Source organism: Arcobacter rhizosphaerae (genome assembly GCF_049472155.1).
GTDB lineage: Bacteria > Campylobacterota > Campylobacteria > Campylobacterales > Arcobacteraceae > Arcobacter_B.
In genome coordinates this window covers 591,570-614,209 of record NZ_JBMOVW010000001.1, presented here as the reverse complement: position 1 = coordinate 614,209, position 22,640 = coordinate 591,570, and the positions used below count along the sequence as shown (strand labels likewise).

The following is a 22,640-nucleotide window of genomic DNA, read 5'->3' as shown; positions in this document are numbered from 1 at the left end:
AGTTAATAAATCTTTATTTTATTAAAAGTTTATTTAGTGTAACATATCTGTTATGTAGTAATTGAGAGGTTTAAATGTTTAGTTTCTTTAAGTTTATTCAAAATAGTATTAAAAACCTTAAGCAAAATAAAGGTTTGTGGTTTACAGTTTTAGCTGTTTTATCAATTACAGGTATTTTTCTTTCCTTATATCTATTAACACACATGACACAAAATGCTTCAAAAGAAGTTTATACAAATATTGCTTCATCGTATGATAAAAACTTAAAAAATAAGTTTTATGAAAAAGAATTAGAGTTTAAAAAAATACTTTTATCTGTTAATTCTAACAAAAATCTTATAAATGAAATTCAAGTTAATAATTTAATAGCTGTAGGTAATAATATAGAAGAGTATAATAAAAGCTTTAAAGATAGTGGTTTTGAAACTTTACAACTTAGTTTTTACCCAGTAATTAATCAAGTAAACCAATATAGAAATACAATCAATTCAGTAATTACAACGAAAAATAAAACCTTTGGACTGGAAGTTTTATTTGATGGAATATATTTAGTTTATATTCAACCTATAATCTTAGAAGATAAAATCGTTGGTATTTTAGAACTTAAAGAAGAATTACATGTTTTTAAAGATGTATATACAAAAGAAGATTCGATTTTTTTATTTTTACTTGAAAGTAGAATGTTAAACAAATTATCAATAAAAGCAAGAAATGGTAAATACAGAGAAGTAGTTAATGATTTATATGTTGAAGAAGCTAGATATGATGGACAGTTTTTTGCAAAAATCATTGAAAATGGAAAAGAAGAATTTACAAAAATGATGGATGTAAGTTATTCTGTAGATGATCAGTTTTATAGATCAGTTAGAGAAGTTTCTGATCTTAATGGAAATGTAATAGGTGTTGTAATTATAGGTCAAACAGTTGCTAATAGTGGTTCTTTTGTAAATATTGTAGATAAAATGACAAAGACTGTAACAACAGTTGCTTTAGGTTTAGTTATTTCAATCCTATTATTTATGTTTTAAGAGGTTAGCTGATGAGACGTATTAAAATTTTAAAGATTTATTTCATTTTTTTACTATTTTTAGTTTTCCTTGTTTTTTCTAATATTCAGTTAATTAGTACTTTCTTTTTTGCTACACTTACTTTTAACGTAGCGATTCTTACAATCTTTTCAATTGGATTATTGATTTTATATCAAGCAGCTATAAAACTTACAATGCTTTCGGGTACATTTGGTATATTAGCTTATAAAAAAGGTAAAGCTTTAGAGTTTTATCTCCAAGGAATTACAGGTGTATTTCCTGCAACTATTGCTCACATGTTTAATAAAAGAGCTAAAAAAGGTGTTCTTTATTTTACACAAAATGAAGCAAAAGATGTTAGTGATTGGTTAGCTGATCAGTTTTTTAATCAAAAAGGTTATACTAACTTTTTTGTTGGAACATCATTAATGCTTGGTCTTTTTGGTACATTTACAGGTTTACTTGTAGCGATTGATGAAATGGGTGCAATTATTTTATCATTTGGTGGAGATGATATAGATTTAGGTGAAGTTATGACAAGTTTCTCAGGTCCTCTTGGTGGTATGTCAGTTGGATTTGCTTCATCTTTATTTGGTGTTGCTTCAGCAGTTATTTTGAATGTAATGCAATATATTCTTACAAGAAATCAAGCGGCATTCTTACATGATGTTGAAGATTGGATGAAAGGTAAAATAATCGAATCGCAATCTTCTGAAGCTTTAGAAGAGAGTGGATTACCTCAAATGATAGTAAATCAAGGAAGTTCATCAAATGCTGTTGCATCACCTGGGGCTGGCTTTTTAGATGTATTTATAGACACAATGGGTAATTTTACTGAAAAACTTGAAAAGTCAAACTCTACAACAGAAGAGATGTATAAAATCATCAATGATAATTTATCTTCAAGTAATAAAAATGATGAAAAAGAAACAATGTTACTTGAAGATATTGTAAATAATTTAAGAGAATTAAATGTAAATCAATTTTCAAATGCATCAATGATGGAGGAATCATTACAAGAAATTTCTAATGTTATTATGTCAGAACATAGAACAATGAAAAGAAACCTAGAACTACAAGAAGAAAGTAATAGAATATTATTGCAGTTAGTTGAATCTTTAAATAATAGAATTGATAAATTAGAAAAAAAGTAGCGGATTTTAAATGAGTAGAAAGTGTGAAGATGAGTTTAACCCATGGCCATCATTTGTTGATATTTTTTCATCAGTGATTTTGGTTATGTTACTATTTTTATTAGTATTATTAGTAAACTTAGGATATTACGCACAATTTAAATTTAAAATTTCATATACAGGAACGATAGCAACAGATGAATTAATTCTAAATACAAATCCTAAAGAAATAAAAATAAATGAAATTCTTGAAAAGAAAGAAGAACAAGAAGAGAGTAAAGAAACTCAAAATATCCAAAAAATGCAACAGGAAATTGTAAGATTAAGAAAAATTGTTGAAGAAAGAACTGTAAAAGCAGAAGAAAAAGAAGAAGCTGAAATTGAATCAGGAGGGGTTGATGTTGCTGATGTAAAAGATGATGATAATGACTCTAAACAAGTTTTATTACAAAATGAAGAGTATTTTATTATAACTTATAAAGGAAATGAAATTTTTCTTGATAATAAAATCGCAAAAGAGTTAAAATCATTTATTTTAGATATTAAGAAAAAATATAAGAATCATAAGATTCTTATCACAGCAGCAGATGTTCAAGGTCAAGCAAGTGCAACAGTAGCAAAGCAAATATCACTAGCAAGATCTTTAGGAACTAGAAATCTTATTAGAAAATTTGGTTATGATAAAAAAGATGTAAGAATCGATTTATTAGCAAGTACAGAAGTTAAAGAAAAAATTGATAAACAAAATGGATATTTAGTTATTAGGATTAAGAGATAGTGAAAAAAGTATTTAGATATAGTTTAATATTGTTGAGTGTTTCCTCTTTATTTGCTGCTCAAAATGATGAAGAAGTTAAATTAACAAATAAAGATATCGCAAAATCAAATTTAAATTTAGAAAAAATTAAAAAACTAAATATAGTTGAGGGTATTAAGTCAAATATTGATTTAGTAAAAAAAGATTTAGATGATACAAAACTTGATAAAACAAAAGAGAAAAATGATAAGTATAAAGATGCTATCGATACAAAAGGATATAGAAAAGTAAGGCTAATAGATGTAGTATTAGAAACTATATCACGAAGTGAAATCTTAAAGGCAAAAAGAGAAAAAGTAATTCAAAATGAATTAAAAGTTAAAAATGCTTTTGCTGAAAATTATCCTAAAATAGACTTAGAATATAATTATGGTAAAACATTAAAAAAGCCTAGTGAAGAAGACAACAAATTATATAAAGAATACAAAGATAATAATTATAGAATTGTATTAAGACAAAATTTATATTCAGGTGGAAAAATTACTAATGATGTTAATAATTTAGTAAAAAAGCTAGAAGTTTCTCAAAATCAATATGAAATTTCATTAGATTCAGAAATCAAAAAAGCAATAAAAGCCTATTTTCAAGTTGTATTTACAAAACGTTCAGTTCTTGTAAATGAAAGAAATATGAAAAAATTAAGAAAAATTCTTGATATTGTAACAGTTAAATATGATAATGGTGCTGCTTCTATTGGAGATTTAACATCAATAAAAGCAAGTGTTGCTAATGCAATGACGAAACTTGTAAAAGTGAAATCTAAATACATAGAGGCTTTAAGATACTATGAATATATTGTTGGAACAAGATTTGAGAAAACATTACCTTTTGAGAAAAGTTTTGATGTAAAAATTGATGATTTTGATCAATTATTTAAAAGAGCAATAAATAATAATAAAGAGTTGATTAATTATTATAAATCAATTGATGCTGAAAAATATAGAATTAAAAGTGCACAATCTGCTTTTAAACCTACAGTTGATTTTGAAATGTCATATAAAAAAGTTAATAATAAAGAAGATTTAGAAGAGCACGAATCTTATTATAATGGAAAAATAAAGTTAAAATATAATCTTTATAATGGTGGAAAAGATCAAAATAAAGTTTTAGAGGTAAATAGTGCTATTAGAGAGTATAATTATAAATTAGAAGAAGAAAAGAAAAAGATTAAATGGAATTTATCTAAACTATATACTTCTGTACAATCGGTATCACAAGCTTTAGAAAGTACGATAGAAGAAGTTATTGCTTCAAGAAAAATGATTAGTTCATATTGGGATGCTTTTAAACTAGGTGAGCAAGATTTACCAACACTTCTTCAAGGACAAAGACTGCTAAATTCAGCTGAGACTGAACTTGTAAATTTTGAAAAACAACAAGTTACAGACTTTTTTGATATTTTAGAACTTACTGGAGATCTTTCAAGTTTCTTTGAAATAGATCCTTCAAGTCAAAAATTTATTGATTTTTCAAAAAGTGATTACATGGATACTATTTATCCTAAAAAAGATGTTAGTTCCCCAGGGTTAGATTTTAATAAATTAGAAAAAGAAAAGAAAGAGAAAACTAAACAAGAATTAGAAATAAAAGAACCTAAAAAAGATGTTTTAGTTGAAGTTAAAAAATCACTTGAAGATAAAATTAAAGAATTTATTGAGAAATTTAATAATTTTGATGAAAATAGTTACATGATTGAGATAAGTAGTTTTAAAAATTTATTTGAATCTTTTTCTTTTATAAAAGAAAATAATATTGAAGATAACTCTTTAGTTTATGATGTTATAAATAATTTAAAAATTGAGACTAAAATTGCTCATAACAATTTTGAGACACAAGAGCAAGCAAAACAATATTTAATAAAAAACAAAGCAAACTTTATTAATAGAAATACTGAAATTAAAAAAGTTTCAAATATAAAAGAGAGTTATTTAGCTTATTTATCAGGGCTTGAAATCAAAAAACCTAAGCCTGAGGTAAAGGTAAAAGTAAAAGTTGTTGAGAAGTTTTTAAAGCCAAAAGAAAAAGAAATTTTTACTACTAATAAAGAGTTTAAAGATAAATTTTTAGCTTTGAAAAATAATGAATATACAATTAATGTAAGTACTTTTACAAAATTACAAGAAGTTGAAAACATAGTAAAAACTAATAAAATTTATAAAGATACTTTTTTCTTTAGAGCAGGAGATAATGGAGAATTAATAAAAGTATATTATGGAATTTTTGATACTTATAAAAATGCTCAAGATTATTTACAATATTCTGGAATAAAAGGTGAAAATATTTATCCAGTTATACAAAATACTAACTCGGTGATTAAACTTTATAATGAGAATAAAGAGTTTAATATTTCTAAAAAAGAAGAAGTTGAATATGAATATGTAAATAAAAAAGTAGTAGATATTAAAGATAAAGATATTAAAACAAAAGAAAATATCAAAAATAATATTAATTTGGAAACTCAAACAGATTTTACAAAAGAGTTTTTATCTGCAAATAGAAATTACTATAGTTTAAATATTGCTGCATTTGAAAATATGTCTTTAGCAAGAAAATATGTCGAAAAAAATAATATAGAAGATAAGACAATTTTAGTTGTATCTAATAGTGGAAAAATTATGATAATGTATGGAATTTATGAAACTTTAGACATCGCAAAAAATAAAAAAGCTTCTTTACCAGAGTTTATTTTAAGAAATAAGCCAATAATACAAAAGATTTTTAGAACACAAGAGTCATACTTAAAAAATAATTTAAAAGATAATAGTAGCACTGAAATCAATGAAAAAGACTCTTCTAATGAAACTTCGAATAAATTATTAAAAGTTATAAAAGAAGCAAAAGAATTGGCTAATAAAAAACAGAATTTAGAAGAACAAAGAAAAGAAGAAATAGTATTATTTGAAGAGAAATTAGAAGAAACCACAATTGAAGAACAAAAAGCAAAAGAACAAGAAAGACTTGAAGAGCAGAGAAAGCTTGAAGAAGAAAAAGCAAAAGAACAAGCAAGACTTGAAGAACAAAGAAAGCTTGAAGAAGAAAAAGCAAGACTTGAAGAGCAAAGAAAGCTTGAAGAAGAAAAAGCAAAAGAACAAGCAAGATTTGAAGAACAAAAAGCAAAAGAAAAAGCAAAAGAACAAGCAAGACTTGAAGAGCAAAGAAAACTTGAAGAAGAAAAAGCAAAATATAAGTACACTATAAATCTAGGAACTATAAGTAGTAATAAAGTGACTTGGTTTATTCATAGATATGGATTAGATAAATCTAAAGTTATTTTAAATCAAAATATAAGTACAACAACTATTTATTATGATAAGTTTATAAGTAGTGAGGAAGCTGTTATTGCTACAGAGGGGATACATCCAAAGCTTAATCCTAAGATTGAAAAGCTAGGTAAATAAAATCATGAAAAAAGTTTTAAATAGATATTCAAATAACAATATTAGAAATATTTTAATATTATCATTAATATTTATTATACTTTTTTTTAGTTCTTCATATATTTTTTATAAAAACTACAAAAATAATTTGGTTGAAAGAACAAAAAATAACTTAACTTTAAATATAAATTTTTTAAATAATTACTTTAAAGATAATCTTCTTATAAATAGAGAAAATACTATACGAATGATAGATGACTCTGTAAATATAGAACTATTTAATAAAATAAAAGTTGATTATTATAAGTTTATTTTTGATAAGAATTCATTAATTGAATCAATAAGTACTTTTAATGATAAATCGTGGAAAATTACAGAAACTTTAGTTGATATAAATTATGGAACAATTAAACAAATGCAAAATAGTTCTTTTTTTGAATTTATTCCTTCAAATAATTTTAATCAAGAAACTCCTTTACAAATAAGATTTCAGCTTTATAAAAAAGGTGAAATTAAAAACTTTTTAACTCAAATAAATTTTTCTAACCTTTTACTAAAACGAGATAAAAAAGAAGATGAATCGTTTTTTTCAAGCATAGATTCTCTAATAGATTTAAATTTTTCAAATAAAACCTATGATTTAATAATTGAAAATAATAAAATAGCAAAAGTTACTTATGAAATGAATAATCATTTTGTAAAAAAAGAGTTAGAAATATTTTTATTTAAACTTGCTATTTTTACTATTGTAATGACCTTTCCTATTGTTTTTGTTGTAGGTTTTTATCATAATTATGTATTTAAAAAATATGTTAATAAACCAATTTTATATTTAAATAAATATCTTGATAATATTATTGGAAATAAATACTCTAATATAGAAAAAAATAGATTTGAAGGAACTCCTGAGATTATAGAATTGACTAAAAAAGTATCAAAAATGTCTTCTAAAATAGCTTCTTTAACTAATGAGTTAAATATGAATAAAGAATCTCTTGAATTAAAAGTCTCTACAGATACTTTAACGGGACTACCTAATAAAAAAATATTTGATTTTGATTTGAAAAATATGTTTGTTACTACAATTCCTGGGTATATATTTTTAATAAAAATTGATGGCTTAGCTTCAATAAGTAAAAAGCATGATACAGGTTATGTAAATAATTTTATAGAGCATTATTCAAGTATTATTAAAAATGTAGTTTATTCTCATAGTAAATCAGAAAATAAAATATATAGATTTTATGGCTCTCAATTTGCTGTAATTTCTAAGAATATTGATGCAAATGAAGCAAAGGAAATATCTCAGGCTTTAGTTTCAAATATTGTGGAAAAAATGTCTAAGAACTTTGATGTTCCAAATGAACTTATTCAAGTTGGTACAACTTCTATTGATCTTTATGGAACAATTGAAAGTGTTTTAAATTCTGCTAATGAAGCTTATGATAAATCAAAAGAAATTGGACTAAATAGTTTTTATGTTATTACAGAAGAAGATGTTGCTAAAAACTATGAAAAAATTGATAATAATGTAAAAGAAATTATTGAAAAGTCAAATTTTGATATTGATTTTGTTTTAGATACTTATTCTTTTGAAGACCCACAAAAAATTATAATGAAAGAAGTTTCTCCTCAATTATTTGATCATAATAATGAAAAACTTTTAATAGGTTCTTTCGTGTCTGTTGCAGAAAAACTTGGAATTATTAAAGAGTTTGATAAACAAGTAATAAGAAAGGCTCTTGAATATATTGAGTCAAATAATTGTACATATCAACTAGCAGTAAATCTATCTTTTAGTTCAATAAAAGATGATTATTTTATGAAATGGTTAGATGAATATGCAAAAGAAAATAAAATACTACGAGAGCAGATTGTATTTAGTATTACGGCATATAGTGCATATTTACATAAAGCCGATTTTATAAGATTTATAACTAGTGCAAATGAAATGAAGCTAAATACTATTTTAAAAAGATATAAAAATGAAGAGTATCCTTTAGAACAATTAGAAAATTTACCTATAACTTATATTAGAATGCATAAGGATTATACGACAGGTTTTGCTAATGATGTGGTAAAAAAACATAAAGTAAAAAATACTTTAATTTTTGGTCAATTACATAATATAAATATAATAGCAGATAGTGTTAAACTAGATTTAGATTATGAATTATTAGATAGGTTAGGTGCGTATGGTACTAGTAAATAATATTAAAATTTTTAGAAGTTTATTTGTTTTTTTTATAGTTTTATTTTTTACAGCTTGTTCTGTAAGTAGTGAAAATTTGAATAAAGGACAAGAATATACAAAAAGAGTCTATAAAGATATAAATAAAGATGCAATTTTAGAAGCTTCTAAAAAAATTTTTATGTATTCAGGTAATAGAAATTTTATTATTGATTCATATAGGGACAGTGTTCATATAATCAAACCTAAACTTGTTGTAAATATTTTTGATGCTTATACTACAGAAGATAATTGGTCAATACAAGTTGAAGAAAAAAATAAAGAGACACATGTAAAATTACATATACAAAGAATAGTAGATTTTAAGAAAAATGAACCAAAATATTTCAAAAAAGACTTATATATTTTCTTTTGGAAAAGACTTGATTTTATGGTTGGATTAAATAAAAATTGGCCAACTTGTAATGAATACAATGTTTCAGATTCTGCTATGTGTGATGGTGATCTTTGGGATAAAGTTACTCCAAATAAATATGATGTGTTAAAAAATATATCTTTTGCTGATAAAATGAAAGTAAGAAATATAGATCAATATGGAGATGATATTTTAGCAAAAGATATTGAACTAAGTGTTGAAGAAGATACAAGTACTGATATTTTATTGCAAGAAGATAGTTTAAATGAAAAAATTAATGAAAAAAGTTTAGATATTATTGATTCTGAAATTGATAAACTAAATAAAGAAGTCAATGAAAATATTGATACAACATTAGATAAGATAAAAACAACTGAAGAGATAATAAAAGATAATAAAAAAGAGTAAATATTATAAAGGCATTTAAAATGAAAAAACTCTTATTTTTTTTAATATTCATTTTTATAAATCTTAATGCAGTTACTTTTGATGATGCTGCTAAAAGTTTAAAAGAAAAAAAATATTTTCAAGCTTATGAGGAACTTTTAATATTAGCTGCGAATAACAATCATCAGGCACAATACAACCTAGGTCTTATGAATTATAAAGGCTTAGGTGTAGAAAAAAACTATGATTTAGCAGTTTTTTGGTATGAAAAAGCTTCTAAAAACGGAAATCCACAAGCACAAAATAATTTAGCTCATATATACTTTTTAGGTAAGGGTGTAAAAAAAGATAAACATAAAGCTAAAGAGTATTATCTAATGTCTGCAAAACAAGGTTATGCTTTAGCACAATTAAATCTTGCTATGCTTTATGAATTGTCTCCAAAAGAAAAGAGTTTAAAACAAGCATATTTTTGGTATAAAGAAGCTGCAAAACAAGGAGTAATAATAGCTCAAAATAATTTAGCTTCAATGTATTATTATGGTAAAGGTGTAAAAAAAAATATAAAAAAAGCTATTTATTGGTATGAACGTTCTGTCAGAGCAAATAATGAAGCTGCACAATTTAATTTAGGTGTTATTTATTTAGTAGGGGATGGTATCCAGAAAAATACGGATAGAGCACTTGATTTATTATCAAAAGCAGCAAATAGTGGAAATATAAACGCACAATTAAAAATAGCTGATATATATAGAATAGGGAATGATGTAGCTCAGGATTATTCTAAAGCTTTTAAGTATTATTTAAAAGCAGCTAAAAAAGGTCGAACAAAAGCTATGTATTATGTCGGCCTTTTTTATTATAATGGTTATGGAGTATTAAAAAATAAAAATGAAGCTACAATATGGCTTAGAAACGCAAAAGCATTAGGTCATCAAAGATCTGCTAATTTCTTAAAAATAAACAATTTAGATTAAAATATAAATTTTAAGAATATTTCAATAATAATTTGAATATAATTGCACTCTCAAAATATGACCTCGTCGTCTAGTGGCCAAGGACGTCAGGATTTCCTCCTGAAGACGTGTGTTCGAATCACACTGGGGTCGCCATTATAGCCTTTTATTTCAAACTTATTTATATTCAGGTTCTTTTAGTTTTTTTACATTAGGATTTAATTCATCTATTATAGTTCCTTTTTCTCCTACATCTTTTTCTAATATCCAAGGTTCTCTTGCACTTAAAGATTCATTACCTGATCTTACAGGCGTTTCTTCTAAACTTAAGCTTTTTAGTAGTCCAGCTATCATGATGATTATAATAATTGAAAAAGGTAATGCTGCTGTAATAACTGCTGCTTGTAGAGTTTCTAAGCCACCAGCTACAATTAAAACACCTGTTAATAGTGTTAAGATAATTCCCCATAAAGCTCTATGTAATGATGGAGGTGTTGTTGAACCTGCTGCTAATATTGTAGTAATTACTAGGGTTCCTGCATTTGCTGATGTTATTAAATATGTAGCAATTAAAACTATCATTAAAAATGACATGATGTTGCCTAAGATACCAAGATTTAGATTTTCAAGCATTATAAAAAGTGCTCCTGATACATCAGCATTAACTGCACTTACTATATCTTTATTCATAAATAATTCTTCATATAAAGCAGTACCACCAAATAATCCAATCCATATAATAGTAATAAGAGTTGGTGTTAAAAGTACTCCTGCAACAAATTCTCCAAATGTTCTACCTCTTGAAATTCTTGCGATAAACATACCAACAAACGGTGACCAAGCAATCCACCAACCCCAAAAAAATACCGTCCAAACTGCTTGCCAATCTGTGTTATGTGTTACATTAGTATGGAAAGTCATTCTTAAAATATTTTGAATATAATCTCCTGTAGATTCTACTGTTAATCCAATAAGGTATTGAGTAGGACCAAAAATCAATAAAAATCCTAATGCAATAATACTTAGCCAAAAGTTTCCTACAGAGAGTAATTTAACACCTTTATTTACACCTGATAAAACTGATATAGTAGCAATTAACATAATAACTGCCATAACTATTAATTGTAGTGTAGTTGAAGTGTTTATATTAAGAACTTCTTTTAATCCTGAGTTCATTTGTTCAACACCTAAACCAAGAGTTGTAGCAATACCAAAAATAGTACCTATTACTGCTAACACATCAACAAAATCTCCAATAATACCGTCTGTATATCTTCCTAAAATAGGATAAAGTGCGGAACGTATTGTTAAAGGATAATTATGTCTAAATGAAAAATATGCCATTGTAATAGCAATAAATGAAAATATCGCCCATCCATTTAAACCCCAGTGAAAATAACTTAAACTCATTCCTGTAATAGCAGCTTCTGGGGTCATTTGTGTTCCTGTAAATGGATTATTTTGAAACTGAATGATAGGTTGTGCTACTGACCAAAAAAGTATACCCACCCCAGTACCTGCTGCAAAAAGCATAGAAACCCATGAAAAGAAAGTAAATTCAGGTTGTTCTAAATCTCCACCTAATCTTACATTTCTATATCTTCCCATTCCAAGCCAAATCATAAAAAACAGTAAAAATGCAACAATCAAAACATAATACCATTCTAAAAAGGGATTAAGAACTTGTCTTATAGTTACAAAAATCTTAGAACTTTTTACAGGAAAATAACCTGTTAAGAAAACTGCAATTAAAATTATCAGCATAGTAAATATAGACATATTTTTATTCATACCTTTAAAAAAGCCAAAACTTGATATATTCATTATTGCTCCTAAAAAAATTTAATTATTATTTCTTTACACTAACAAATGAATCTTAAATGACAGTTAATAAAGTCCGATTTTATAGAACTTTTAAACCTATAATTAGATTTTTTTAGATAAAATCTATCAAATTAGATTAAATGGATTTTATATGATAGTAAATATTACTTTACCAGATAGTACATCTTATGATATTACGATTGATAAATTAAACGATATATATTTTGATACAAAAGTTGTAATTGTTACAAACCCAACAGTTAGTGGTTTTCATTTAGAGTATTTAAAAAAACACTTAAGTGCAAAAGAATTAAGTATTGTAACTATCCCTGATGGGGAAGAATACAAAAATATGAATACTATTGATATGATTTTAAATCATTGTTTTGAACATAGGCTTGATAGAAAATCATTACTTGTTGCATTTGGTGGTGGAGTAATTGGTGATATGACAGGTTTTGCTGCTTCTATTTATCAAAGAGGTATAAATTTTGTGCAAGTTCCTACAACTTTACTTTCTCAAGTTGATGCTAGTGTAGGTGGAAAAACAGGAATAAACAATAAATATGGGAAAAATCTTATAGGAGCATTTCATCAGCCAAAAGCAGTACTTATTGATCCTAGTATGCTAAAGACTTTACCAAAAAGAGAGTTTGGTGCAGGAGTTGCAGAAATAGTTAAAATGGCTGTTACTTTTAATAGTGAATTCTTTGAGTGGTTAGAACAAAATGATTTAACAGATGATGAAAATATAAAAATTGCTATTGCTAAGTCTGTGGAAACAAAAGCAGATGTTGTGTCAAAAGATGAAAAAGAACATGGTATTAGAGCTGCTCTTAATTATGGGCATACTTTTGGTCATGTAATAGAAAATGAAACAAATTATGATACATATTTACATGGAGAAGCTGTGGGAATTGGAATGGTTATGGCAAATAACCTAGCTGTTAAAGTTGGTCTTATGAAAGAAGAAGAGGCTTTAAAAGTAAAGAATTTACTTGAAAAATATAATATTCCAACTTCTTATAAAATTAAAGATGTTGAAGATTTTTATGAACATTTTTTCTTAGATAAAAAATCATTGGATAATAAAATTAAGTTTATTTTACCAAAGGGTATTGGAGACTGTGTTATAACAGACGAAGTTAGTAAGAGTGATGTAATAGAGATTTTAAAGGACTTTTAAATTGATTAAAAAAATATTATTGTCTTCTTTTTTTGCTTTTTCTCTTTGTTTTTCACAAGTAACAGAAACATCTAGTACAATTGCACCTGAAGATAAAGCTGTTGTTGATGAAATTGAACAAAAGATAATAAAAGAACGATTTGATGAAGCTCAAAAAGAGCTTGAAGCAAAAAAAGCAAGAGAATTAGCAGAAAAAAAAGCAAGAGAAATTGATATGCAAAATCTTGCTAAAATAAATGTTTTACTAGATAAAATTAAAAAAATTGATTTAGAATTAAAAGATAATATTCTTTTAAAAAGATATTCAAATTATATTTCGTATAGTAAAATTTCTACAGAATTAGCTAATCTAAAAAAAGATTTAGCATATAAAAAAAGAATTCATAATGAAGAGAAACTTTTTCAATTACATAATAAAATCAAAGTAAAAGAAAATGAGCTTGAACTAATCAAAGAGTATAAAGGCTCACCTATTGGTGGACTTATCAATCCTCCTGAAATTGAAGAATATGAAGATGTTACTAATCCTTTTGGGATTATAAATGCTTTATCTCATATTAAAAAGCTTGAAGATAATAAAAAAGAATTTCAGAAATTAGAAAAAGATATTGAATCTTTAACTGTTAAATTAGATCAAGAATTGATTTTATATTTAGAGCTTTTTAATTTAGATCAAAAAAGTATTTATAAAGATAAAATCACATTTTTAGATAAACAAAAAAAAGATTTTAATATGGTTTTAGAGATTGTATCAACAACACAAATTGTTTATACAAGAAAAATAGAACAAGTAATACTTGAAATTAAAGATCAAATATCTCAACAAATTCAAAAAATCATAATTATTTTAGCAATTATTGTTTTATTATGGCTTATTACATTTTTAGTAAAACTTACTCTAAAAAAATATTTCTCTCAAAACGAGAGTTATTATATGACAAATAAAGTGATAAATTTCACAGTTGTTTTTTTAGTTGTTATGGTTATACTTTTTTCATATATTGATAATGTATCTTATGTAGTAACAATCCTTGGATTTGCATCAGCTGGTATTGCTATTGCTTTAAAAGATTGGTTTATGTCAATATTTGGTTGGATGGTTATCGTAACATCTGGCTCTATTCAAGTAGGTGATAGAATCAAAGTTACTAGAAATGGTTTAGAAGCAGTTGGAGATGTACTTGATATTTCATTATTTAAAATTACAATAAGAGAAGATATTACATACACATCCTATACAGTAAATAGAAGAACAGGTAGAATTTTCTTTATTCCAAATAACTATATTTTTTCTGAAATGATAGCAAACTATACTCATTCAGGATTGAGAACAGTTTGGGATGGTATTGATGTTACAATTACTTTTGATTCAAACCATAAAAAAGCGCAAAAGATAGTAAAAGATATTTTAAAACATTATTCAAAAGGTTATACTGATATTACAAGAAAACAGTTATCAAAAATGAGAAATAAATATCAATTAAGAGCAACAGGTGTTGAGCCAAGAGTTTTTACTTTTGCAGAACAACATGGTATGGTTATTTCAGGGTGGTATCTTACAAACTCTTATGCTGCTTTACAGCTAAGAAGTACTATGTCTCCTGAGATTATTAGTGCATTTATGGAAGAAGATGATATTCATATTGCATATCCAACTCAACAAATTAATATTAATAAAACAGATAATGCATACGGAGTTTCAGTACATAAAAAAACTGTGCCAAGTGAACTTGAAGATGCAATAATAAAAAGATAAATTAAGGAACAATATTTAATGAATTTTACAAGTGATAAACCAAGAGTATACTTTAAAACTTTTGGTTGTAGAACAAATGTATTTGATACTCAAGTTATGATGAGTAATTTAAAAGATTTTGAAATTACACAAGATGAAAAAGAAGCAGATGTTGTTGTGATTAATTCATGTACAGTTACAAATGGTGCTGATTCAACTGCTAGAGGATATATAAACTCTTTAAAAAAATTACCAAAAGACCCAAGAGTTATTTTTACAGGTTGTGGTGTTTGGACAAAGGGTGAAAGCCTGTTTAAAGAGCAAAAAGTTGATTCGCTATTTGGGCATTCAGAAAAAGAAAATATTAATGAGCTTTTAAAACAAGAAGAGAGATTTTTCCAAGCTGGTGATTTAGAACATATTGATGAAACGATTGTTGAAGAATTTGTTGGCAAAAGTAGGGCATTTATTAAAATCCAAGAAGGTTGTGATTTTAGATGTTCATACTGTATTATTCCTTATGTAAGAGGTGATGCAAGATCTTATAGAGAAGATAAAATCTTAGAGCAAGTAACGACTTTAGCTGCAAATGGTTTTGGAGAATTTATTTTAACTGGTACAAATGTAGGTTCTTATGGTAAAAAACAACATACTTCTTTAGCTAAATTACTTAAAAAGATGTCACAAATCAAAGGTGTTAGAAGAATTAGAATGGGAAGTATTGAACCTATTCAAATTGATGATGAATTCAAAGAAATCATAAACGAACCATTTATGGCAAAACATCTTCATATTGCACTGCAACATACATCAAAAGATATGTTGAAGATTATGAATAGAAGAAATAAAGTATTATCTGATTTAGAATTATTTGAATTCTTAAAAGAAAATGGATATGCTTTAGGAACTGATTTTATTGTTGGACATCCAGGTGAGACTGATGAATTATGGAAAGAAGCTATGGAAAATCTTCATAGATTCCCACTTACTCATGTTCATGCATTTACATACTCAAAAAGAGATGGTACACCAAGTGCTACAATGAAACCTGAAATAAAAGGTGATATTGCTAAATTACGTTATAACGAATTAACTAAAATAATTGAAGAAAAAAATCTTGATTTTAGACAAAATAACAAGCAAAGACTTGAAGTTTTAATAGAACAAGAAAAAAATGGAAAATACATAGGGCTTGATCAATTTTTTAATCAAATAGAAGTCGAATCTCCTGTTGATATTGTAGGAGATTGGATTTTCATAGATGACTATGAAGCAAAGGCTAATAAAAATGTCGCAAAATTCAAATAAGATAGATAAAAATTTAGATAAAAACTTTAAGTTGATGGCAATTTCTGCCATCGTTTTATTAATACTTTTTTTATATACAATCTACAAAAGTAGTGCACATATACAAAATAGTTCTTACTATTTAGGAATAGGTTTCTTATTTATTCTTTTAGCTTTTGCACTAGTTCTTAAATTTAATCAAGAAAAACTTAGAAAATTTATTGAGAAAAATAAAGGCAAAAGTTCAGTTAAAAATAGTGCTTTCAATGAAGAACTAGTAAAGTCAAGAGCACAAACATCACATGAAGTTTTAAATTCAGATATTGTAGCTGTAAGTTCAAATGTAACTTTTAAAGATGTTGCAGGAATTGCAGAAATCAAAGAAGAACTAGAAGAAGTAGTTGATTTCTTAAATGAACCAAACAAATATTTAAAACATGGTATTAAGCTTCCAAAAGGTGTTTTATTAGTTGGGCCTCCAGGTGTTGGTAAGACTTTAATAGCTAGAGCTGTTGCTGGAGAGGCTGATGTTCCTTTCTTTTATCAAAGTGGAGCTTCATTTGTACAAATATATGTGGGAATGGGTGCAAAAAAGGTAAGAGAACTTTTTGCAAAAGCAAAACAAAGTGCACCAGCAATTGTATTTATTGATGAAATAGATGCAGTAGGAAAAGCAAGAAGTGGAAAGTCAAATGACGAAAGAGAAGCTACATTAAATGAACTTTTAACTCAGATGGATGGATTTGAGGGAGATAGTGGAGTTATTGTAATAGCAGCAACTAATAAAATTGAAGTTTTAGATGATGCACTTTTAAGAGCAGGTAGATTTGATAGACGTGTTCATGTTGGACTCCCAAACATAGAAGATAGAAAGAGAATTTTAGAACTATATTTAAAAGAAAAAAATCATGAAGTAAATATAGAAAAATTAGCAAATGACACTTCTGGATTTAGTTCGGCATCTTTAGCAACACTTATTAATGAAGCTTTATTATGTATGATAAAAAAAGACTCAAAAGTTTTAGATATGGATGATATCGAGGTTGCTAAAAATAAACTTGAATTTGGGAAAAAACAAATAAAAATACTTGATGATAAACAAAAAGAGATTTTATCTATTTATCAAGCTTCAAAAGCTTTTATTTCAAAATCAAAAGTTGCTTTATTTGATGAGTATGTAGAAAAGCTTGATTCAACATATCCTTCATACCATGAATTATGTGAAAATATAAAAAGAGATTTAGCAGGTATTATAGGTGTTGAAGTAATCAAAAAAGAAAAATATGCTATAAACCATAAAGATTTAGATAGTGCTTATGCTACTGCAAAAGATATAGTAGAAAAATATAAAATGAGTAGTTCTATAGAAGAGTTAATCACAAATATCAAAAATGAATTAAGAGCAGATTTATCTCATAATGCTGCTGATATTGAAAGATTAAAAAATGTTATGTTAGATAAAGAGGTTATAAATATTGAAGATATCTAAAAGTTATTTTTCAGGTTTTTGTTTAGAAAATGAACAAGAATTATTTAGTGAATATTTAATTAATAATGATTTTACTGTTTCAGGCTTTTCTTACGGAGCTATAAAAGCTTTTGAAGAAGTATTACATAGTTCTCAAAGGGTAGATAAACTTCAACTTTTCTCACCTGCATTTTTCCAAACACAAGATAAAAAGTTTAAGAGAATGCAATTGATGTTTTTTAAAAAAGATGCCCAAGCTTATTGTGATAACTTTTTAGAAAACATTGCATATCCCGAAAAAAAAGATACTTCTAAATATTTTAAATTAGGTACTTATGAAGAACTTGAAGAGCTTTTAACGTATCAATGGAGCGAAGAAAAACTTCAAGAACTCCTTGATAAAGGAGTTCAAATTGAAGTTTATCTTGGAGAAAAAGATAAAATTATTGATTCACAAAAAGCAAATGATTTTTTTAAAAATTATGCAACAGTTTATTATATAAAAGAAAAAGGACATATTTTATGAGTGAAAAACAAATAGCAAAAATAGGAATTATCACAGCTTCTGATAGAGCTAGTAAAGGTATATATGAAGATATTAGTGGTAAAGCTATTGAAGAGACTATGAATGATTATTTAACTTCTCCTTGGGAGAGTGTTTATAGATGTATTGAAGATGATCAAAAAACTATTGAAGATACAATGAAAGATTTAGTTGATAATGAAGGTTGTTGTTTAGTTGTTACTACTGGTGGAACAGGTCCAGCAGCTAGAGATGTAACACCAGAAGCTACAGAAGCTGTATGTGATAGAATGATGCCAGGTTTTGGTGAGCTTATGAGAGCTGAATCATTAAAGTTTGTACCAACTGCAATTTTATCAAGACAAACAGCAGGATTAAGAGGAAGTTCATTAATAGTAAATTTACCTGGAAAACCAAAATCAATAAGAGAGTGTTTAGACGCTGTTTTCCCTGCAATTCCATATTGTATTGATTTAATGGAAGGGCCGTTTTTAGAATGTAATGAAGATGTGATTAAACCTTTTAGACCAAAGAAGAAGTAAATTATATATAAAATGTACATAAGATGTACTTATTATGTATAAAATATGTTATAAGATTTTTTTATGTTACTATAGGTAAATAATTCTTGTAGTATATACAATTTTTATACACTTTCTTTTGATATTTAGACTATTCTAATTACAATGTATATAGTAGTTAAAAAAGAAAGGATTCAATTGAAAAAAATAGCTATAGCATTAGTATTAGCACTAGCTACATTTTTTGTAGCTAGTTATGCGTTTAATACGCAACATGCAACACTTCTTGCGATTATTGCATTTCTTGTTGCATTATGGACAAATGAGGCATTACCTTTAGGTGTAGTATCACTTTTACCAATATTACTATTTCCTACATTTGATATTATGAGTACAAATGCAACTTCTGTAAATTACTCTAAATCTATTATTTTTCTATTTTTAGGTGGTTTTATGATAGCTATTGCTACTCAAAAGACCAATTTACATAAATATGTTTCAAATAAGTTATTGACACTTTTCCCTAATACTCCAAGAGGAATTTTATTTTCACTATCAATAACTTCAGCATTTTTAAGTTCTCTTATTTCAAATACAACAACAGCACTTTTACTTATTCCTATTGCTATGTTCTTAACAAATGATTTAAGACTAAAAATGAGATTAGTACTTGCTATTGCTTATGGTGCAAGTATTGGTGGTATTGTAACACCAATTGGTACGCCACCTAATTTAATTCTTTTAGGATTTATGGAACAGCAGGCAATAGAGGCTATACCATTTGTTAAATGGATTTTTTTAACAGCACCACTTGCTTTTGTTATGCTTTTAATTATTCCTTTTGTTTTATCACTAGGTGTAAATAACTTAAAGTTCGATACTCATTTAGAAGATAGAGAACATTTAAATTCTGAGCAAAGAAGACTTTTATATATTTTGGGTTCATTAGTTGTTCTTTTATTAGTTAACTCAAAAATTGAACCATACTATTCTGGACTGGGAATAAATGAGAAAGGTATATTACTTGGTTATGGTTTACTAATGTTCTTACCTAAAATAGGATTTTTAACTTGGGATGATACAAAAAAGATTCCTTATGAGATTATATTCTTATTTGGTGCAGGTTTTTCTATTGCTGCTGCTTTTTCTTCAACAGGATTAGCAAATGAAATAGCAAATTATTTATTGCAACTTACTAATTTACCAGTTGTATTCTTAATCATATTAGTAGCTTCACTTATTACTTTTACGACAGAGGTTACTTCTAATACAGCATTAATTTCTATTGCATTACCTATTATTTACTCATTAAGTCAGGTTGCTAATATCGATAGTACATTAATTTTATTTGTTGCTACTATTTGTGCTTCTTATGCTTTCATGCTTCCAATTGCTACTCCGCCAAATGCTATTGCTATGAGTAGTGGAGCTGTAAAAGTAAAAGACATGGCTAAATTTGGTATTGTATTTAATATCTTTGGTATTATTTGTATTACTACAATAGCTTTAGTTTACTGGCAGTATTATTTATAATAAAAGTATTATAGCCTTTTGGCTATAATGCGTCCATGCAAAATATATTAAAAAAATTAGATTTAACAGACTATATAGAATCTTTCTCTAAACTTTTAGCTAGAGAAAAATCAATCATCTTAGAAGGGGATATAAACCTTCACTTTAAACTTATAAATGAACTTTCAAGATATGATATTAATGAACCAAAAAAAGTTGAAAATTTAGACAATCAACTTGTACATTTACAAAAACAAGGTATTTTAAAAGTTTATGAAATTTATGAATTCATTAAAATTATTAAGTATTTTAACTATTTAAAAAGATTTAACTTTGAAGGAAAACTTCAAGAGTGGATAGATAAGATTATCATACCATCAGAAATAAATTCTGTTTGTGATTATTTTGATGAAAAATCAAATTTAAAACATGGTGTAAATGATGATTTTGATAGAGTAAATGAAGCTATCAAAAAAAACAAAGAGCAAATTAAGCAAAGCCTTTATAAATCAATAAACAACAGTAATCTAAGAACTTATCTTGTAGATTCACAAGTTCATTATGTAAATGGCGAAGAGTGTTTACTTGTAAGAGGTGGTTTTAACCATGTGTTAAAAGCTTCTGTTTTAGATAGATCAAACTCAGGTTTTTTCTATGTTTTACCTCATAGTGTAAGTTCTCTTAAACAAGCACAAAATGATTTAGTTAATAAAAAAGAAGAAATTCTTCTTAAAGTATGTAAAGATATAAGTTCTACTTTTGAGAAAAACTTGATGTTTTTAAAATTTATAAATAAAGAGTTTGATAGATTTGATCATTATCAAGCAAGAATATTTTTTGCGAAGATAGATGATAAAAATTTTATTTTACCATCAAAGAAAAAAGAGAATAAATTAGTGAAGTTTTCTCACCCTGCATTACATGATCCTAAGCCTATTAGTATTGACTTTACTAAATCAGTTGTTATGATTACTGGGGTAAATGCAGGTGGTAAAACAATGATGTTAAAATCTATTTTATCAGCAGTTTTTTTATCAAAATATTTACTTCCTTACAAAGCTTCAAAAGAGACAGTTATCGGAAGTTTTAAAAACATAAATGCTGTGTTAGATGATCCCCAAAGTGTTAAAAATGATATTTCTACTTTTGCAGGAAGAATGGTAGAGTTTTCAAAACTATTTAGTGCTAAAAATGCAATAGTTGGGGTAGATGAGATTGAGTTAGGAACTGATTCAGATGAAGCTGCAAGTTTATTTAAAGTAATAATTGAAGATTTAATGAAAAGAGATATTAAAGTAATTATTACAACTCACCATAAAAGATTAGCTGCACTTATGGCTTCAAATGATGATGTAGAATTAATAGCAGCTTTATATGATGAAGAAAATCAAAAACCAACTTATGATTTTTTACAAGGAACTATTGGTAAGTCTTATGCTTTTGAAACAGCAAGTAGATATGGAATTCCTCAAAATGTAATCAAAAAAGCAAAAGAAGTTTATGGTGAAGATAAAGATAGACTAAATGAATTAATACAAAGAAGTAGTGATTTGGAGAGGGAATACAAACTAAAAATTGCTAAACTTGATGATGAAATAGATAATATGCAAAGATTATCAAGAAATTTAAAGGAACAAAAAGAGACTTTAGATGATCAAATTTATTCTGAAAAGTCAAAACTTCACAAAGAGTATAAAGATGCAAGAGACGAGGCAAAAAAAGCTATAAAAGCTAAATTAGTAAAAGAAGGACATCAGCACTTAAATATATCTCATAAAAAAGCAAGCGAAATTGAAACAAAAAAAGTAGTTGATCCTGTTGAACTTAAAGTAGGGGATAGGGTAAAATATAGAAATACAAAAGGTACACTAATTTCTATAAAAGGTAAAAAAGCTTTTATTGAAAATGATATGGGTATGAAAGTGCAAGTAAAACTTGAAGATTTACAAAGAAGTGGAAACCCACCAAAAATAAAAACACCACCTAAAAAAGCTACAGTAAATGTACAAAAACCAGATAGTGGTCATGTAAAACTTGATTTACATGGTCAAAGATCAGATGAAGCTGTTGATAATCTTGATAAGTTCTTATCCGATGCACTAATAGCAGGTTTTGATGAAGTTTTAGTTTATCATGGTATAGGTACGGGAAAACTATCTTATGCAGTTAAGAAGTTTTTAGATTCTCATCCAAAAGTAAAAGCTTATACAGACGCTCATCCAAGTCAAGGTGGTTTTGGAGCTAAAGTTATTAAACTTTAAAAAAGTGGTACTTTTTTAG

General features: G+C 26.4%; 16 protein-coding genes and 1 tRNA gene. 16 read left to right on the top strand and 1 reads right to left on the bottom strand.

Annotated features, from left to right (window positions below; translation table 11 throughout):
* The first annotated feature begins 74 nt into the window (after nucleotides 1-74).
* From ACH5BH_RS03030 to ACH5BH_RS02995, 8 genes are all read left to right on the top strand, one after another.
* The gene (locus ACH5BH_RS03030) at nucleotides 75-1,028 is read left to right on the top strand and encodes a hypothetical protein (protein ID WP_404303863.1); all 954 of its coding nucleotides are present in this window, start codon (nucleotides 75-77) and stop codon (nucleotides 1,026-1,028) included.
* An 11-nt stretch (nucleotides 1,029-1,039) separates the two neighbouring features.
* Nucleotides 1,040-2,182 carry a hypothetical protein gene (locus tag ACH5BH_RS03025; protein WP_404303865.1) on the top strand — a complete coding sequence of 381 codons (1,143 nt, stop codon included), beginning with the start codon at nucleotides 1,040-1,042 and terminating at the stop codon, nucleotides 2,180-2,182.
* Between the two features lie 10 nt (nucleotides 2,183-2,192).
* A complete protein-coding gene (locus ACH5BH_RS03020) occupies nucleotides 2,193-2,939 on the top strand; it encodes a hypothetical protein (RefSeq protein WP_404303866.1) in 747 nt (248 codons plus the stop codon).
* Nucleotides 2,939-6,376, top strand: coding sequence for a TolC family protein (locus ACH5BH_RS03015; protein WP_423297402.1), 3,438 nt, complete (start codon nucleotides 2,939-2,941; stop codon nucleotides 6,374-6,376). Before ACH5BH_RS03020 ends, ACH5BH_RS03015 begins: the two co-directional genes overlap by 1 nt.
* A gap of 4 nt (nucleotides 6,377-6,380) precedes the next feature.
* Nucleotides 6,381-8,567: an EAL domain-containing protein gene (locus ACH5BH_RS03010; RefSeq protein WP_404303868.1), complete on the top strand. Its 2,187-nt coding sequence runs from the start codon at nucleotides 6,381-6,383 to the stop codon at nucleotides 8,565-8,567.
* A complete protein-coding gene (locus ACH5BH_RS03005) occupies nucleotides 8,551-9,369 on the top strand; it encodes a hypothetical protein (protein ID WP_423297401.1) in 819 nt (272 codons plus the stop codon). Before ACH5BH_RS03010 ends, ACH5BH_RS03005 begins: the two co-directional genes overlap by 17 nt.
* Nucleotides 9,370-9,389: 20 nt before the next feature.
* Nucleotides 9,390-10,325, top strand: coding sequence for an SEL1-like repeat protein (locus tag ACH5BH_RS03000; protein WP_423297400.1), 936 nt, complete (start codon nucleotides 9,390-9,392; stop codon nucleotides 10,323-10,325).
* Nucleotides 10,326-10,384: 59 nt separating this feature from the next.
* A tRNA-Glu gene (locus ACH5BH_RS02995) sits at nucleotides 10,385-10,460 on the top strand.
* 21 nt (nucleotides 10,461-10,481) lie between these two features.
* Here the strand turns inward: ACH5BH_RS02995 and ACH5BH_RS02990 are convergent.
* Complete coding sequence (locus ACH5BH_RS02990; protein ID WP_423297399.1) at nucleotides 10,482-12,128, bottom strand: BCCT family transporter; 1,647 nt, start codon at nucleotides 12,126-12,128, stop codon at nucleotides 10,482-10,484.
* Between the two features lie 151 nt (nucleotides 12,129-12,279).
* Between ACH5BH_RS02990 and aroB the strand changes: the two genes are divergently transcribed.
* From aroB to ACH5BH_RS02950, 8 genes are all read left to right on the top strand, one after another.
* Nucleotides 12,280-13,314: a 3-dehydroquinate synthase gene (aroB, locus tag ACH5BH_RS02985; RefSeq protein WP_423297398.1), complete on the top strand. Its 1,035-nt coding sequence runs from the start codon at nucleotides 12,280-12,282 to the stop codon at nucleotides 13,312-13,314.
* Nucleotide 13,315: 1 nt separating this feature from the next.
* Nucleotides 13,316-15,070 carry a mechanosensitive ion channel domain-containing protein gene (locus ACH5BH_RS02980; protein ID WP_423297397.1) on the top strand — a complete coding sequence of 585 codons (1,755 nt, stop codon included), beginning with the start codon at nucleotides 13,316-13,318 and terminating at the stop codon, nucleotides 15,068-15,070.
* An 18-nt stretch (nucleotides 15,071-15,088) separates the two neighbouring features.
* The gene (gene mtaB / locus ACH5BH_RS02975) at nucleotides 15,089-16,357 is read left to right on the top strand and encodes a tRNA (N(6)-L-threonylcarbamoyladenosine(37)-C(2))-methylthiotransferase MtaB (protein ID WP_404303886.1); all 1,269 of its coding nucleotides are present in this window, start codon (nucleotides 15,089-15,091) and stop codon (nucleotides 16,355-16,357) included.
* Nucleotides 16,338-17,825, top strand: coding sequence for an AAA family ATPase (locus tag ACH5BH_RS02970; protein ID WP_404303887.1), 1,488 nt, complete (start codon nucleotides 16,338-16,340; stop codon nucleotides 17,823-17,825). Before mtaB ends, ACH5BH_RS02970 begins: the two co-directional genes overlap by 20 nt.
* Complete coding sequence (gene bioV / locus ACH5BH_RS02965; RefSeq protein WP_423297396.1) at nucleotides 17,812-18,330, top strand: pimelyl-ACP methyl ester esterase BioV; 519 nt, start codon at nucleotides 17,812-17,814, stop codon at nucleotides 18,328-18,330. The genes ACH5BH_RS02970 and bioV overlap by 14 nt, the downstream gene beginning before the upstream one ends.
* Entirely contained in the window at nucleotides 18,327-18,869 is a 543-nt protein-coding gene (mog, locus tag ACH5BH_RS02960) for a molybdopterin adenylyltransferase (protein WP_404303891.1), read from the top strand. Before bioV ends, mog begins: the two co-directional genes overlap by 4 nt.
* A 177-nt stretch (nucleotides 18,870-19,046) precedes the next feature.
* Complete coding sequence (locus ACH5BH_RS02955) at nucleotides 19,047-20,381, top strand: SLC13 family permease (RefSeq protein WP_404303893.1); 1,335 nt, start codon at nucleotides 19,047-19,049, stop codon at nucleotides 20,379-20,381.
* Nucleotides 20,382-20,416: 35 nt separating this feature from the next.
* Nucleotides 20,417-22,621 (top strand): endonuclease MutS2, encoded by a 2,205-nt coding sequence (locus ACH5BH_RS02950; protein ID WP_423297395.1) that lies wholly within the window; start codon nucleotides 20,417-20,419, stop codon nucleotides 22,619-22,621.
* The last annotated feature ends 19 nt before the right edge of the window (nucleotides 22,622-22,640 follow it).